The organism is Pseudoalteromonas sp. PS5, assembly GCF_004103255.1.
GTDB lineage: Bacteria > Pseudomonadota > Gammaproteobacteria > Enterobacterales > Alteromonadaceae > Pseudoalteromonas > Pseudoalteromonas peptidolytica.
Genome location: NZ_RCSQ01000007.1, coordinates 1 through 17025, shown reverse-complemented (window position 1 = coordinate 17025; position 17025 = coordinate 1). Strand labels below are relative to the sequence as shown.

General features: G+C 43.7%; 10 protein-coding genes. All 10 read left to right on the top strand.

The window, feature by feature from the left end; genetic code table 11:
- The 10 genes from D9603_RS01020 (at position 1) to D9603_RS00975 (ending at position 16955) form a co-directional block, all read left to right on the top strand.
- Entirely contained in the window at positions 1-4308 is a 4308-nt protein-coding gene (locus tag D9603_RS01020) for an SDR family NAD(P)-dependent oxidoreductase (RefSeq protein WP_128729719.1), read from the top strand.
- A complete protein-coding gene (locus D9603_RS01015; RefSeq protein WP_128729718.1) occupies positions 4308-8444 on the top strand; it encodes a non-ribosomal peptide synthetase in 4137 nt (1378 codons plus the stop codon). The genes D9603_RS01020 and D9603_RS01015 overlap by 1 nt, the downstream gene beginning before the upstream one ends.
- A gap of 93 nt (positions 8445-8537) precedes the next feature.
- Positions 8538-9545: a fatty acid desaturase gene (locus tag D9603_RS01010; protein WP_128729717.1), complete on the top strand. Its 1008-nt coding sequence runs from the start codon at positions 8538-8540 to the stop codon at positions 9543-9545.
- A gap of 516 nt (positions 9546-10061) precedes the next feature.
- On the top strand, positions 10062-11384 hold the full coding sequence (locus D9603_RS01005; RefSeq protein ID WP_128729716.1) for a Na(+)-translocating NADH-quinone reductase subunit A: 1323 nt from the start codon (positions 10062-10064) through the stop codon (positions 11382-11384).
- Positions 11385-11386: 2 nt separating this feature from the next.
- Positions 11387-12589 carry an NADH:ubiquinone reductase (Na(+)-transporting) subunit B gene (locus D9603_RS01000; protein WP_125250930.1) on the top strand — a complete coding sequence of 401 codons (1203 nt, stop codon included), beginning with the start codon at positions 11387-11389 and terminating at the stop codon, positions 12587-12589.
- Positions 12579-13328 carry a Na(+)-translocating NADH-quinone reductase subunit C gene (locus D9603_RS00995; protein WP_125250929.1) on the top strand — a complete coding sequence of 250 codons (750 nt, stop codon included), beginning with the start codon at positions 12579-12581 and terminating at the stop codon, positions 13326-13328. The genes D9603_RS01000 and D9603_RS00995 overlap by 11 nt, the downstream gene beginning before the upstream one ends.
- A complete protein-coding gene (locus D9603_RS00990) occupies positions 13328-13960 on the top strand; it encodes an NADH:ubiquinone reductase (Na(+)-transporting) subunit D (protein ID WP_125250928.1) in 633 nt (210 codons plus the stop codon). Before D9603_RS00995 ends, D9603_RS00990 begins: the two co-directional genes overlap by 1 nt.
- 10 nt (positions 13961-13970) lie before the next feature.
- Positions 13971-14579, top strand: a complete 609-nt coding sequence (nqrE, locus tag D9603_RS00985; RefSeq protein ID WP_088529916.1) for an NADH:ubiquinone reductase (Na(+)-transporting) subunit E — start codon at positions 13971-13973, stop codon at positions 14577-14579.
- 21 nt (positions 14580-14600) lie between these two features.
- Positions 14601-15827: an NADH:ubiquinone reductase (Na(+)-transporting) subunit F gene (gene nqrF / locus D9603_RS00980; RefSeq protein WP_128729715.1), complete on the top strand. Its 1227-nt coding sequence runs from the start codon at positions 14601-14603 to the stop codon at positions 15825-15827.
- Between the two features lie 96 nt (positions 15828-15923).
- Complete coding sequence (locus D9603_RS00975; RefSeq protein ID WP_128729714.1) at positions 15924-16955, top strand: FAD:protein FMN transferase; 1032 nt, start codon at positions 15924-15926, stop codon at positions 16953-16955.
- The last annotated feature ends 70 nt before the right edge of the window (positions 16956-17025 follow it).

Sequence of the window (17025 nt, the reverse complement as noted above, 5' to 3'; positions counted from 1 at the left end):
ATGATGGATAAAACAAAGCCAAATAATTATCAGAAGTTAATGGCCAATGCCCTGAATACCATTCAAAAGCAGAAGGCACAAATTAGTACGCTACAAGCGAAAAATGAAGAAAAAATAGCGGTAATAGGTATGGGCTGCCGCTTCCCTGGTGCGAATGATCCTCAGGCATTTTGGCAGCTACTTAAAAATGGCGAATGCCATATTACTGATGTGCCAAGTGAGCGCTGGGATGCTGAGCAATACTTTGATGCGGATCAGGATGCCGATGGAAAGGTGTATACCAATGCCGGTGGGTTTTTAACTGACATCGACCAATTTGACAATGACTTTTTTGGTATTGTGCCTCGAGAAGCGCAGTATATGGATCCACAACACCGCCTGTTATTGGAAGTCTGTTGGCAAGCGCTTGGTAATGCGGGTATTCCGGCCAGTAAGCTTAAAGGCAGCGCCAGTGGGGTATATATAGGTATTATGAATCAGGATAATGGCCAATTTAGTGTCGAAAATCCTGCTTCCATAGATATGTATACCGCTGCTGGCAATGGGATTGGGATTGCCTCTGGGCGTTTATCTCATGCCTTAGGATTACATGGGCCTTCATTATCAGTGGATACAAACTGTTCATCCTCACTTACTAGTATTCATATGGCAGCGCAAGGGCTGCTTAATGGTGAGTGTAATTTGGCACTGGCTGGTGGTGTCAATATGATGCTTACCCCTGCCATGACCATGATTATGTGTAAAGCTAAAGCGCTGTCCCCCTCTGGAGTGTGTAGTACTTTTGATGAAAAGGCAGATGGTTATGTACGCGGTGAAGGTGCTGGAATTGTAGTGCTAAAACGCCTAAGTGATGCGCTTGAAAATAACGACAATATTATTGGTGTCATTCAGGCTTCTGCGATTAATCATGATGGCCGAAGTAGCGCATTACCAGTACCTAACGGTAAAGCGCAGGTTGAGGTGATTCAGGCAGCGTTACAAAAAAGTGCATTAACTCCAGAGCAAGTCTGCTATGTAGAATCTCATGGAACTGGAACGCCACTGGGCGATCCCATAGAAATTGAGGCGATTTCTAAAGCTTACAAACGTGATACGCCAAGTGGCAAAAAGTTACTGGTTGGCTCGGTAAAACCAAATATTGGTCATTTAGAAAGTGCCGCAGGCATCGCTTCTATGATAAAAGTGTTGCTGATGTTTAAGCACCAACAAATTCCAGCTAACGTTAATTTAGATACACCCAATCCGAAGCTAGAATTAGAAAAAACGTCAATCACCTTACCGAAAACACTCGCGGCATGGGATGATGACCCAGTTAAATATGTGGGATTGAGCGCATTTGGATTTTGTGGCTCGAACGCGCACCTGATTGTGTCAGATGAGTTTAATTCATCACAACAGCCTGCGACTGAGCGTGAGCAAAAGGGTAGCGCGATATTGGCGTTATCGGCTAAATCTGAAGTTCAGCTAGCAGCTCGGATTAAGCAATTTCAAGACTATATTACGCAAGGCGCGCTTGACCTTCATTCGGTGTGCTTCTCTGCCAATACTAGCAGTGAGCACTGGCCTATACGGGCGTGCTTTATGGCTAGCAGCACAGCCGACTTACTAGCGCAACTCACAGAGTTTACACCTGCTTTGAATAACCGTGTGGTACAGGGGACAGCAAAGCCTGTGATTAGCTGCACGCTCACCGAGCGCGACCATCACTTTTTACCTGTCTTACACACATGGGCGCTCAACAATAACAAAGCCAAACAAATGTTGAGTAAGGCGAGTGAATACTATCGCGTTCAGGAGCAGCATACATTTGCCCACTGGCCGGAAAAAATAGAATGGACAGATCCGCTGCAATGTTTGTTGGCAAACGCATTGCTATCAGGGCTGTGGTTATCGCATGTGGCTTCGCTTGGCGTTATGCTCAGCGAAATTAACGCAGAGGCGGGTGATCTACCAATGCTGAGTTTGGCGACTCAGCGGTTGCCGTTTAAAGCGTCCCTTGACCTGATGTATGTATCTGCGCGCTTAAGCTGTGGTCAGATAGAAAAAGCCCAAGCGCAGTCAGCCATAGTCAATTGCTTGCAATCTAGCGCAGGGGGCAAAGTGCTTGGTGTGTTACCGAGTATATTCAAATTGGCGAATACCGAGTTAGCAAGGCAACTAATGGAGCATGCCAATGCCACGTTTGAAGCTGGGGAAGATGCGCTGAAGTACCGCACAATGATGTTGTCCAGTGCTATTGAATTTGGCGCGTGGAGTATTGAAGTGTCAGATGCGCAAACATTGCATCATGCGCTGGTAAAAGCGCTACACAGTGCCTATCAATCGGGTGCTGACATAGACTGGCAGAGATATTATCAAGATAGTCGCCATGTGCGCCTTGACACACCGGCTTATCCAATGGAGCTAAAGCATTACCCTTTGCCTAAAGTACAACCGCATTTTCACTCGGATGTGGCGCTGAATAATCCAGATAAATTTTATCAGCTACAATGGCAAACACGCCCAACCGATACCTTGGTTGAACCCGGAGCCGTCGGTAATATACTCATTTTTGCAGATCAACACGGCAAGCTTGCACCTTGGACAAAATGGCTAAGCAGTCAAGGTTACACCTATACCTTAATATTCGATAAGACGATACCAACAGGCTACGGTGATTTGAGTGCGCAAAGTTACCAGGTTATTAGCGACGTGGCTGCACTGGATGAGTCACTTATTCATCGTAATAGTGCGGTAACACGCATCGTATTTGGTTGGGGGCTGGATCTGTGTGGCGAACAGCCAACATCAGACGTATTAACTCGGTTAACGTCTTTATTTGGTCAATTACGTGATATTTGCACACTCAAAGCTGGAGTATCACTGGCAGTTATTACCCAGTTTGCTGCATCTATTGCTGGTACGCAATATCGTTACGATCCTTTACAAGGGGCAATTGCTGGGTTGTGTAAATCCATCGCTCTTGAAGCCCCCTCAGTGTGGCAAAGGCAGGTAGATTGTGATGAATTATCTGATAGCGCAGCGTTGGCTGGCTTATCATCTGCACTGTTTGCCGCAAATAATGAGACCCAGCTTGCGGTTCGTGGCTGTATATCTTATGCCCCTAGAGTGTCTGAGTTGAATGCGCCAACGCTTTCACATTTACGCGTCGCAAAAGACAAAGCGTATGTTGTCACCGGTGGTCTTGGAGCACTTGGCTTGAGTACTGCCAAGTGGCTAGCTGAGCAAGGTGCGCAACATATCATATTACTTGGCAGAAGCACTGAGCAGCAGGCTATTGCGCGAGATGAGAGTGGAAATATTGCCGCAGCACTACAGCGTCTTCGCACGCATGTTACCGTGGCGGACTACATCTCTGTCGATGTTACTAACTACACTGAGCTTGAGTCAGTCTTGTCTGATGTTTCAAACCGATATGGTGCCATTGATGGTGTTTTCCATACTGCAGGTGTTAACCAAGTGACAGCATTCGAGTCGTTGTCAGAGTCTGAGATGTTAAATGTGCTAGCTGCAAAAGTACAAGGTGCTTGGCACTTACACCAACTAGCTTCTCAAGCTCGGTATTTTGTGCTGTTTTCTTCGGTGGCGTCGGTATGGGGATCTGGAGGCATGGCCGCTTATGCCGCGGGTAACAGTTTCTTAGATAGTCTTGCTTATTACCGTAATGCGTTAGCGTTACCGGCTACGTCGATAAACTGGGGGCCATGGGCTGATTCTGGTATGGCAGTCGCCGGAGACAATGCTCAGTTAGCTGAAAAAGTAGGGCTCCAATTAATGTCACACAATGAGGCACTACAAGCAATGGGCAGTGTCATTGAAAATCGAATGCTCAACCCAGTGATTGCAAATATTAATATTTCTAAATTCTTGGATGTCATGGAGTTTCGTCGCCCATTAGCCATTTTTGAGCAGCTTCGAGCTGCTACTGAGCAAACCACAAGCGATGATGGTAAATCGGATTTAATCGCAGCATTACTACAGCCCACAGTGAGTGAGGATGACAAAAAGCAGATGTTGATGGAGTTATTACGACAGTTTGTCTCTGAGTCACTTGGCTCTGGCATTGAAAAAATACAAACCGACACGCCATTGATGAACTTGGGCTTGGACTCACTTACGGCATTTGAGGTCAATACCGGTATCAAAAAGCAGCTCAATCGTGAATTGCCTATTTCAGAAATCTTAAAAGGAGCGTCTATTCAGGAACTTGCTGTATTAATTCTGGAAGACATGAAGCACCAGTCATCGGATCGTCAAGCGCATACCGCTGACGTTGAGCAGTCATCGCTGGTTGAAGGAGAAATTTAATGGCTATCGAAACAATTTTAAGATTTGAAAAAAGTGGTGTAAAACTTTGGCTTGATGGAGACAAGCTTAAATATCGCAGTGCCAGTGGGGCACTGAGCGAACAGGAGCTGGCTGAGCTAAAAGCGCAAAAGGCAGAGTTGGTTGACTTTTTAAGTACAGGCAAACGTGTGTCTGGAATGTCGGCCAATCAGCTGGGTTATTGGGCTGATTTTAAATTGCATCCGCATAGCTCAGCGTACAATCTGATCACTGCGTATAAATTAAGTCACAGTACTTGCCATACAAAGCTACAACACGCATTTAATGCCGTGTTGAAGCACCAAGATGTAATGTCTTCAACATTCCATGAATGTGAGGAAGGATTTTACCAATTACGCAATCCGAATGAAGACTACGAGATAGAACACATTCAGCTACAGGGTGGCTCAGATGAGTTCAACCACAAACTTGAGTGGATTGCTGATCAACCTTTTAACTTATCCTTGGAACGCCCTTTTCGTGCTTATATCGTGTCGCTAAATGACGGTCAAAGCCAGCAATCATGGTTTGTACTTCTCACCCATCATATTGTTACTGAGATTTACTCAATCGCAATTTTGATGGAGCAGCTTGAAGCACTATATCTAAATGCGGCTGATGGGCGTGAACTGACGCTTGCGAAGCCCTATGATATTGCTGATTATGTGCTAAATGAAAAGACCTACTTAGCAAGCCCTCAAGCGGAAAAAGACAAACAGTACTGGCAAACATTAGTAACTGATAGTTTGCCGGTGTTGGAGCTGACACCAAATAAAGTTAGGCCAGCAGTTAAGCAGTATAAAGGGGGGAGGGTCAATGTTGCCTTGCCAGCTGGTCTATCAAGTAGGATTGATGAATTTAGCAAGCGCAAAGGGATCACGCCATTTGTCTTTTTCCAGAGTGTGTACTTTGCACTATTGAATAGGTATACCGGTCAAGATGATATTGTGATAGGTATTTCAAATGCGGGCAGAGAATTAGTAGACAATGATTTTGCGGTCGGCAATTTTGTTAATCCACTGGCAACCCGCGTTCAAGCTTCAGATGAGATTAGTTTTGATGAACTGGCAGAGATTTGTAAACACGCCCTAATCAACGCTTTTGAGCACAAAACATTCCCATTCACTCAGATAGTGAATGAGCTGTATAAATCTCGGGAAGTGAGCCGCTCACCAGTGTTCCAAACCTCTATGACCTTAACGAAGGTCGGCGAGCTGATGAGAAAAAATGGTACGGGGATCTTTGAAGAAATTCATCCGCTATCAGGGCAAAGAGGCTCGTTCGACGATTTAGGCTTGGCTGTCTTTGGCACAAATGAACAATATAAGTTGAGTATGCACTTTGATACGGCGCTATTTGAACAAGCGACGATTGAGTATATGCTGAGCCATCTACAAAATATGATTGAGTCGGTGCTTTGCAACAGCACAGCGCAAATCTCTAAGCTCAACATGCTGGATGACGCTGAACGCGCAAAAATAGTCGCTTGGGGACAAAGCCCTGATCCCGTTTCATTGCCACATGAAATGTCAAACTTGGCACTACTTTTTGAGGCTCAAGCTGCTAAAACACCACAAAGCGCAGCACTTATTGCACAAGACGAAACCCTTAGCTTTGCCGAGTTAAATGAGTCAGCAAACCAAATTGCACACTATCTAAAATCTCAAGGAGTCGCACCTGGAGTTAGGGTTGGTTTTTACGCGCCATCAAGTGTACAAGTGATCACGGTTATATTGGCAATTGCAAAATGTAGTGGTGTTTACGTACCGATTAGTGCTGAAGATGCGATTGAACGAGTAAAAACTATTGTTGAGGGCGCACAGTTAAGTTTGCTGGTCGCGGCAGACACTTTGGCCGAACAATTAGATGTTGAGGCTAAGGTGATAGCACTAAGCCACTTGGCTGAGGTGACAAAAGATTACAGCAAGTCAAATATGCCAATTCATACTTTTGCTGCTGACACCGCATGTATCTTTTATACCTCAGGGTCAACCGGAAATCCAAAAGGAGTGCCAGTCTCTCATCAGGCAATCATTAGTCGTGTTGTTGATGCAAACTACATCGATATTAAGCCAAAAGATAGAGTGGCTCATGTCTCTAGCCTCAGCTTTGACCCTTCTTCGTTTGAGCTGTGGGGCGGACTGCTCAATGGTGCGGCAGTGGTGTGCATCAGTAAAAATGTTCTGCTAAACCCTGAGTTACTGGCATCAACCATTGATTATCATGAAGTGACTATCATTCTGGTGACGACCGCTTTACTTAATCGTTTGGCAGATACGCAGCATTTCCCTCTGGCATCTGTAAAGCAAATTATATTTGGTGGCGAAAAAGTCAATATGGCAGCTGTAGCAAGGGCTTTAGAAAGCCGCTTTAGTGGCAAACTGATCCATGGCTATGGTCCGACAGAGTGCACCACGGTTGCAACTTATCATATCGTGTCTGAAAAAGATTTGAGTGCAACAACGATCCCAATCGGCAAAGCGGTTAGTGGCACACAAATGTATGTTGTTGATAAGCACGGAGAGATGTCTGGTATAGGTGTTGGTGGTGAACTCTTCCTAGGTGGAGTAGGGCTATCGCAAGGCTATATAAACAACAAAGCACTGTCAGAGGCTAAGTTCCGTGTATTACCTCATTTGGCAAATGGTCAAACTTTATATGCAACGGGAGACTTTGTTCGATACAACAATGTTGGTGAAATAGAGTTTATCGGTCGTCGCGATGACATGGTCAAAATCAATGGCTTCACAATTGAGTTGGGTGAAGTGACAGCGGCGATACATCAGTGTCCAGGGGTGAGAGAGGTATTCGTTCATGTGCACACTACAGACAACGGCGATAAACGCCTAGTAGCTTACTGTACAAGTGATAATGCACTAACAACAGATTATCAGTTGCGACAAGACATCGTTGTGTTACTTAAAAGTCGTCTATCTCCGGCTATGCTGCCAAAGCAGGTAATACAACTACCTGAAATGCCATTAAATAAAAATGGCAAAATTGATACCAAGAGGTTGCCTGTTGTCTCGATGGAAGCAGAGGAAGCTCGACAAAACAGAGCATTAAACACACTTGAGCAAAGCATCTTTGATATTTGGACAACAGTGCTAGGGCAGGTTCAGCTGAGTGCTGCCGAGAGTTTATGGAATCAAGGCGCTAACTCACTTAATGCGGTAAAAGCTGCCAATATGATTTCCGCTTTGGTGAACAAACCAATTAATGTTGTGGACTTGCTACGCTACGATACCATCATAGACATTGCTGAGTTTATTCAATCTAATGAAGAAAATGGCGCTGAATCACCTCTCGTGTGTTTGAATAAGCACGCTTCAGACTTACCACCAGTGGTACTCATCCACCCTGTTGGTGGGAGTATTTTAAGTTATGTTCCACTAGCTCAACTATTGTCCTCAGATCGTGCAATCTACGCTATTGCTTCGGATTTAAAGCACTACGAGAAAAATCCGACAGACTCACTCAGCGACTTAGCTCGCTCGTATTTAGCGCTTCTCAATCAACATATTGGTGCCCAGCAATATGTTGTAGCTGGTTGGTCACTAGGTGGTACTGTGGCAGTGGAAATGGCAGCACTTGGTGATGAGTTTGATGTGAAAATAGATAAAACTATTTTAATTGATAGTCGAAACCCTGTGTTTGAACAGCATAATATCGAGATTTATCGCGACCCAGAGTGGCTACTGTACTTTTTTGCTCGCGAACTGGACATTGTAATTGAGCAGCACGAAGTAACTCAGTATATCAGCGGTGCTAAGTTTGAGGATTTGCCCAGAAGCCTATTACAACTAGCGAAAGATAAGGGGCATATGTTTCAGCATATTCCTGAGTCAATAGTGCAAGAGCGCTTTGATATTTTTGCAAAAAATCTACAGCTTTTTGCCACTCATAAGCCGTCACGCTACCACGGTAACGTCGACCTACTTATGGCTGAAGAGGGAAGTGTGTTGAGCCTAACGGTACCGCTTGAGGCTCATTGGAAAGAGTGTGTATCCAAGGTTCAATGCGCACATATTCCTGGCAATCATTTCTCTTTAATACAGCCACCTAATATCGTGGTATTAGTGAAAAAGCTTAAGGAGTTATTGAGCCATGGGTCTTAATAAGACCCTTTTGGTGGCAAGCAATCGATACCTTATTTGTTAGAAAAATAAGATAAGGCATATCATCTGTATCCAGTATTTAAGGAAAAAACAATGAAAGTGGAAAGTTATAAGATAATAAAAAAGCGGCTGAATGATGAAGGGGCATTTAAAATATCCAACAAAGTTGGTTTGATCACTGTCCTTGTCGAAGCGGTTTTTATTGCCGCTGTGCTGTGGGGACTGACAAAGGTTGAAGCGTTTTCGTTTGGCTTTTTTGTGCTGCAGCTATTACTCGGTTGGCTAATGTTTAGATCTTCGGTGCTTATTCATGAGTTTGGACATCGCACCGTGTTTACAAACAAACGTGTAAATGACTTTTTTGGTTTTGCTGTCAGTCCATTGGCCTTAATCCCATATACGTCGTGGGTGCATATTCATCAGGGCCATCATCGTTGGACTGGGTTTGCGGATAAAGATCCATCGTCAACTCAGTTGCGAAAAATTAAGAGTGTTTCAGCCGTTACATTACAGATGTTTAATGTGGTGTGGCGTCTATGGTTGCCGTTTCCTACTATTCAGTTCTTCTTTGCGGTTCTGTGGCTTAATCCATTGGTAGAATTTATGAACAAAAATTACAAACTGGCACTGAAGGCACTGTTTTCAGTCATCGTGATGCTAACACCTCACGTATTGGTGTGCATGTATGTTGGTGTTCAGACTTATTTTACTTTCATTACGATTGCGGCGCTAATCCACTTTTTCTTTTATGAAGCTGTAACTGCACCACCACATTCCGGTTTATATGTGCATAGTATGGCGACGCGAACTAAGCCGCTACGTGTATATGAACAGGATTCTGTTTCTCGCTCAAGTTCGATGAAACCCGGTTGGTTATCTTTGTATTCGATGTTCAATTTTAATTTACATGTCGAGCATCACTTATACCCATCTGTGCCATTTTATCGGTTATCAAAAGTGAGACAGCGTATTTTACAAGAGGACGATTCTGAGTATGTGGATGTACCTATGCTTGGGTTTATGGCTAAACTCAGGAAAAAGCATCCAGCAAGGACATTTATCGATACGCTCCCTCCTTTTAAAGAGGAAGATGCAAGGTAGGTAAAAGTAACAGAGTTCACTGATATTGTAGCGCATGGTACAGGCCATGCGCTATGTTGTGATAAGTGATTAAGTTTGACCCAATGAGTTTGTTTAATCTTCACCTCGTCCTTTGATTAACTAACTTCTTATCCAGCGTTCAGGTTAGTTAGCTTATTCTTCGACTAAAGAATAATTGCCAAATCGCCTAGCTCCGTGACTTGAAGTTTGACGCTTTTCAACTAATCTAAATCCACGTTAAAGTCGTATTAATTTCATAATTCCACTCGCATACTCAGTACGATTAATGTTAAAATCAGAGAAATATGTGAGGACTTTTATCACGACGCTGCTTTTTTGTTCGCGTTGAGCGGTGTTTTAAGGGGCTTTTGAGAACCCTAACCGGACTCATAACTTTCTGCTCTTTATATACCCAAAACTTAGTACAAACGAGGTGGCGCAGTGATGACTAAAGATATTTTCAGTTTCTTTCCGTTAATGTAATGCAAGTGCGTATGATCAACATAAAAAAAAGGTCTGGATTTACCAATAGAGGGCGCACCTCAGCAAGTTATTCATGATGGCTCTGCCGTCAAACGAGTGGCTGTGCTAGGTGAAGAGTTCATTGGTATGCGTCCTACCATGCAAATTCGTGTGGATGACCAAGTCAAAAAAGGCCAAGTTCTTTTTGAAGACAAAAAGAACCCAGGCGTCAAGTTTACTGCGCCAGCTTCTGGTGTAGTTAAAGAAATCAACCGTGGTGCTAAGCGTGTTCTTCAATCAGTTGTTATTGAAGTTCAAGGCGACGAGCAAATCACTTTTGAGAAGTTCTCAGCTGCTGAATTAAGCAACTTAGACTCTGAAAAAGTGAAGGAAGTGCTAATCGAGTCTGGTCAATGGCCAGCACTTAGAGCGCGTCCATTCAGCCGTGTCGCTGTGCCGAGTGCAACACCTAGCTCGATCTTTGTGACAGCGACAGATACTAACCCGTTAGCAGCAGATCCTGCTGTTATTATCGCTGAAAACGTGGAAGCGTTTGAAGCCGGTCTAGCGGTAGTGTCTCGTCTGACTGAAGGCAAAGTATTTGTGTGTAAGAAAGCCGGTGCCAACGTGCCAAGCTCTTCTATCTCACAAGTAGAAGTTCACGAGTTTTCAGGTGCTCACCCAGCAGGTAACGTGGGTACTCACATTCACTTCTTAGATTCTGTAGGCGCAAACAAGCAAGTTTGGCATCTTGGTTACCAAGACGTCATCGCGTTTGGTAAGTTGTTCCTGACAGGTGAAATCTATACAGATAGAGTGGTTGCGCTGGCAGGACCTCGTGTTAAAAATCCTCGCTTAGTAAAAACTCAAATTGGTGCGTCGCTAACAGATTTAGTTGCAGGCGAGCTTGAAGACGGTGATAACCGAGTCATTTCTGGCTCTGTGTTAGCTGGTAAAACAGCAATCGGCCCTCATGCTTACCTTGGCCGCTATCATAACCAAGTATCGGTACTACTTGAAGGTCGTGAAAAGGAACTATTTGGCTGGATTGCTCCAGGCAGTAACAAGTTCTCTGTAACACGTACTTTTATCGCGCATTTGGCGCCTAGCCGTTTGTTTAAAATGACAACGTCTACAGGTGGCTCTAAGCGTGCGATGGTACCAATCGGTAACTATGAGCGTATTATGCCACTCGATATTTTGCCAACACTATTGCTACGTGACTTGGTTGCACGTGATTTAGATGGCGCGATTGCATTAGGTGCATTAGAGCTAGATGAAGAAGATTTAGCGCTATGTACATTTGTATGTCCGGGCAAATATGAGTACGGTTCAATCCTGCGTGATTGCCTTACTACTATCGAGAAGGAAGGTTAAAAATGGCCTTAAAGAAATTTTTAGAAGACATTGAACCTCACTTTGAACCTGGTGGTAAACACGAAAAGTGGTATGCCCTGTATGAAGCGGTGGCAACAATTTTCTATACGCCAGGTTACGTAAACAAAGGCGGAACTCACGTCCGTGATAACATCGACCTAAAACGTATTATGATTTTAGTGTGGATGGCGACATTCCCAGCGATGTTCTTTGGTATGTTTAACATCGGTCACCAAGCAGCAGTAGCGCTAGGTAACGGTTTTGAACTTGCAAATACATGGCAGGTTACTATTTTCCAATCACTTGGCGGTGTACTCACTGCTGATGCAGGTTGGGGTGCCAAGATGTTTTATGGTGCATGTTTCTTCTTACCCATATATGGTACTGTCTTTGCTGTCGGTGCTTTTTGGGAGATCCTATTTGCATCGGTTCGTAAGCACGAAGTTAACGAAGGTTTCTTCGTTACATCTGTTTTATTTGCACTTATCCTGCCAGCTACGATTCCGTTGTGGCAAGCTGCACTAGGTATTACATTTGGTGTTGTAGTTGCAAAAGAAATCTTTGGTGGCACGGGTCGTAACTTCTTAAACCCAGCGCTTGCAGGTCGTGCTTTCTTGTTCTTTGCATATCCAGCAGACATTTCAGGTGACACTGTATGGACAGCAGTTGATTCGTTCTCTGGCGCAACATACTTAGGTCAAGCAGTAGCAGGTTCGCTAGATTACAGTAACATGGAACTTTGGTGGAATGCGTTTTATGGCTTCATTCAAGGTTCAATGGGGGAGACATCTACACTTGCAATTATGATCGGTGGTTTGTTCTTGATCTATGTTCGTATCGCGTCATGGCGTATCGTTCTGGGCACATTCATCGGTATGGTTGTGATGTCATTCCTTCTTAATGCGATTGGTTCTGAAACTAACGCTGCATTTGCAATGCCTTGGCATTGGCACCTTGTACTTGGTGGTTTTGCATTTGGTATGTTCTTTATGGCAACAGACCCAGTATCTGCGTCATTTACAGACAAAGGTAAGTGGTTATACGGTGCACTTATTGGTGTAATGGTTGTACTTATCCGTGTTGTTAACCCTGCATACCCAGAAGGCATGATGTTAGCTATTCTATTCGCTAACTTATTTGCGCCTCTGTTCGACCACTTCGTAGTTCAATCTAATGTGAAGAGGAGATTGGCACGTGTCAACTAATAATGAATCAATGGGCAAAACGCTCGGCGTAGTTGTTGGCTTATGTCTAGTGTGTGCAATCGTTGTATCTTTTGCTTCTGTACAGCTTCGCCCTATGCAGCAAGCTAACAAAAACGAAGATATTCAGCGCAACATACTTGCTGTTGCAGGTTTTGACAAAGTGAAAGATGTTTCTGAAGTATTTAATCAGAACATCGAAGCACGTGTTGTTAACCTTGAAAGCGGTGAGTTTGTTGAAGACGTACAACCTGAGTCTTTCGACTTTGAAGCGACCAAGTTTGACGCTAAGCGTAGCTACAAGCTGTCTAAAGAAGAAGACGTTGCAGGTATTCAGCGTATTACCTATAACTCACCAGTTTACTTTGCAAAAGACGACCAAGGTCAGCTATCTACCATTATTCTTCCAATTCAAGGCTACGGTCTGTGGGGAATTATGTATGGTTTCTTAGCTTTAGAACCGAATGGCGAGACAATCAAGTCTATTAACTTCTACAAGCACATGGAAACTCCAGGCCTAGGTGCGGAAATCCAAAATCCTAAGTGGACAGCACTTTGGGATGATAAAGAGCTTCCTATCGATGTAGTGAAAGGTAGTGCTGGCGGTAATGAGCACAAGATAGATGGTTTATCTGGTGCGACACTAACGTCGAACGGTGTTGATAATACTGTTGATTTTTGGACGAGCGACAAAGCGTTTGGTCCATTCCTTGCGAAAGTACGTAATGGAGCATTGAACTAATGGCTAATGCAAAAGAAATGAAGGAAGTCTTGTTTGGTCCTGTTTTTGCAAACAACCCGATTGCTCTGCAAGTTTTGGGTATTTGTTCTGCACTAGCAGTTACATCAAGCCTTAAAAATGCGCTTATCATGTCAATTGCATTGACATTAGTTTGTGCATTCTCAAGTTTATTCATCTCGATGATCCGTAATCACATTCCTTCGAGTGTGCGTATCATTGTACAAATGACGATCATTGCATCGCTAGTAATTGTAGTAGACCAAGTACTACAAGCGGTTGTGTATACCACAGCAAAAGAGCTATCGACCTTCATCGGCCTTATCATTACTAACTGTATCGTAATGGGTCGTGCAGAAGCTTATGCAATGAAGTCACCTCCGGCTATGTCATTCCTTGACGGTATCGGTAATGGTTTAGGCTACTCTGTTGTACTATTAACTGTAGGCTTCATTCGTGAACTATTTGGTTCTGGTACGTTATTCGGTGTAGAAATCCTACCACTTATCTCTGAAGGTGGTTGGTACCAGCCTATGGGTCTACTAGTTATGCCATTCAGCTCATTCTTCATCGTAGGTGCTTTCATTTGGGCACTACGTACTTGGAAGAAAGAGCAAGTAGAAGCAAAGGCATAAGGGGAGAGAGATGGAACAATATATCAACTTATTCATAAAAGCGGTTTTCATTGAAAACTTAGCTTTATCTTTCTTCTTAGGTATGTGTACTTTCTTGGCGGTATCTAAGAAAGTAACGACGTCACTAGGCTTAGGCATCGCGGTAATCGTTGTACTTGGTATTTCAGTACCAGTGAACAACTTAGTTTATCACGCTGTACTAGCACCAGGCGCTCTTGAATGGTTAGGCTTCCCTGAGGTAGACCTAAGCTTCTTACGCTTCTTGACGTTCATCGGTGTTATCGCAGCACTTGTTCAAATTCTAGAAATGACTCTGGACAAGTTTTTCCCTGCACTATACAACGCGCTTGGTATCTTCTTACCATTGATCACAGTAAACTGCGCGATTTTCGGTGCAGTATCATTCATGGTTGAACGTAACCTAAACTTTGGTGAATCAGTAGTTTATGGTCTAGGTTCTGGTGTGGGTTGGGCGCTTGCTATCGTGTTGTTAGCGGGTATTCGTGAGAAAATGAAATACGCGGATGTACCAGATGGTTTACGTGGCTTAGGTATTACCTTTGTTACTGTAGGTCTGATGGGCTTTGGCTTCATGTCATTCTCTGGTATTTCACTGTAAGGGTAGCGAGGAAACTATACGATGGAAACTATTGTATTAGGCGTAAGCATGTTCATCGCTATCGTTGTGATGTTGGTGCTTATCATCATTGCAGCGAAGTCTAAGCTTGTAGCAAGCGGTGACGTGACAATTGATATAAACGGCGATCCTGAAAAAGCGATTAAAACCCCAGCGGGCGGTAAGCTTCTAGGTGCGCTTGCAAACGCGGGGATTTTCGTATCATCTGCATGTGGTGGCGGTGGCTCATGTGGCCAATGTCGAGTACACATTAAAGAAGGTGGTGGCGATATCCTACCTACCGAGCTTGACCATATTTCTAAAGGTGAAGCGCGTGAAGGTTGCCGATTAGCGTGTCAGGTTAATGTTAAAACTGACATGGAAATCGAAGTTGAAGACTCAATCTTCGGTGTTAAAAAGTGGGAATGTACTGTTATCTCTAATGATAACAAAGCAACTTTCATCAAGGAGCTAAAGCTAGCTATTCCTGAAGGTGAAGTTGTACCTTTCCGTGCGGGTGGTTATATCCAAATTGAAGCCCCTGCTCACCACGTTAAATATGCAGACTACGATATTCCAGAAGAATACCGTTCAGATTGGGAGCGTTTTGGCTTTTTCAATCTAGAGTCTAAAGTTGACGAAGAAACGATCCGTGCATACTCAATGGCAAACTACCCAGAAGAGTTTGGTATTATTATGCTTAACGTGCGTATCGCTACTCCGCCACCAAATAACCTTACGCTACCATGTGGTAAAATGTCTTCGTACATTTGGTCACTTAAAGAAGGTGATAAGGTTATGATTTCTGGCCCATTCGGTGAGTTCTTTGCAAAAGAAACTGATGCAGAAATGGTATTCGTAGGTGGTGGTGCTGGTATGGCGCCAATGCGTTCACATATCTTCGACCAGCTTAAGCGTATCAACTCTAAGCGTAAGATTTCTTTCTGGTACGGTGCGCGCTCTAAGCGTGAAATGTTCTATGTAGAAGACTTTGACGGCTTAGCTGCTGACAACGACAACTTTGAATGGCATGTAGCACTTTCAGATCCTCAACCAGAGGATAACTGGGACGGCTATACAGGCTTCATCCACAATGTACTTCTTGAAAACTACTTGAAAGATCATGAAGCACCAGAAGATTGTGAGTTCTATATGTGTGGTCCTCCGATGATGAATGCGGCGGTTATCAACATGCTTAAAGACTTAGGTGTTGAAGACGAGAACATCCTACTTGATGACTTCGGTGGTTAATTAGGTTTTAGTCTGATAATGAACTTAAGATAAAATATAAGCCCTCAAACAACCTATTTTGTTTGAGGGCTTTTTTATTAAACTCAGGGAATTGTGATGAAGATAAGTGGTAATTTAATCTCTAAAATTTTTATAGTTTCGTTTTTTTTCTTTTTTCTAAGCGCCTGCCAAGAAAAACAGCAACCGCCAACTGAAATCGTGTTATCGGGTAAAACAATGGGAACTACCTATAATATCAAGGTATTTCCGGGCCAAAACAGCCTTTCTCAAGCACAGCTGCACGATGAGGTAGAGCAAGCGCTAAAAGCGGTAAATCAGTCTATGTCGACTTATATTCCTGACTCTGAGATAAATCAATTTAATGCGTTACCAGCTAATACTGTGATGCCAATTAGCGAAGACTTCCGCACTGTGATCGAAGAATCAATTCGGTTAGGACAATCCACGGAAACATTAGATGTAACTATGGGGCCCTTGATTGACTTATGGGGATTTGGGCCCGATAAAAGGCCAACTAAACGTCCATCACAGCTGGCACTTGATGATATGCGCTCACGCATTGGTATAGATAAGCTTGCCCTTACCGATGCTGGGTTAGCAAAGATTATCCCTGGACTAGAGCTATCTTTTTCTGCCACGGCTAAGGGTTATGGTATTGATAAAGTCGCGACAGTCATTGAAAGTCACGATATTCACGATTATATGGTGGAAATTGGTGGAGAGCTGCGTGTATCAGGTAAGAAGCCGGACGGTAATTGGCGTATTGCGATAGAAAAGCCAGATGCGCCTGTTGGTCAACGTCAAATTCATCGTGTAATCGAACCTGGCAAAAATGGTATTGCGACCTCGGGAGATTATCGTATTTTTTATGAAATGGATGGCGAAACTTTCACTCACTTAATTGATCCTATGACTGGTCGCCCTGTAAAGCATGAGCTGGTATCGGTGACAGTGCTACATCCTTCTGCAATGGTTGCTGATGGTCTCGCGACAGCGTTAACGGTGATGGGAACTGAGCGTGCGAAAGCTTATGCTCAGCAACATCAGTTGCCTGTTTATCTTATGTATAAGAGTGCAGAGGGGATAAAGACGTATGCAAGTGACGAGTTCAAACCTTACCTGAACTAATACCAATTTGACTTAATACTTGCTCAATTTGAAGGAGTAAATCTGACGCTAACAGCTTTTAAAATTTTTT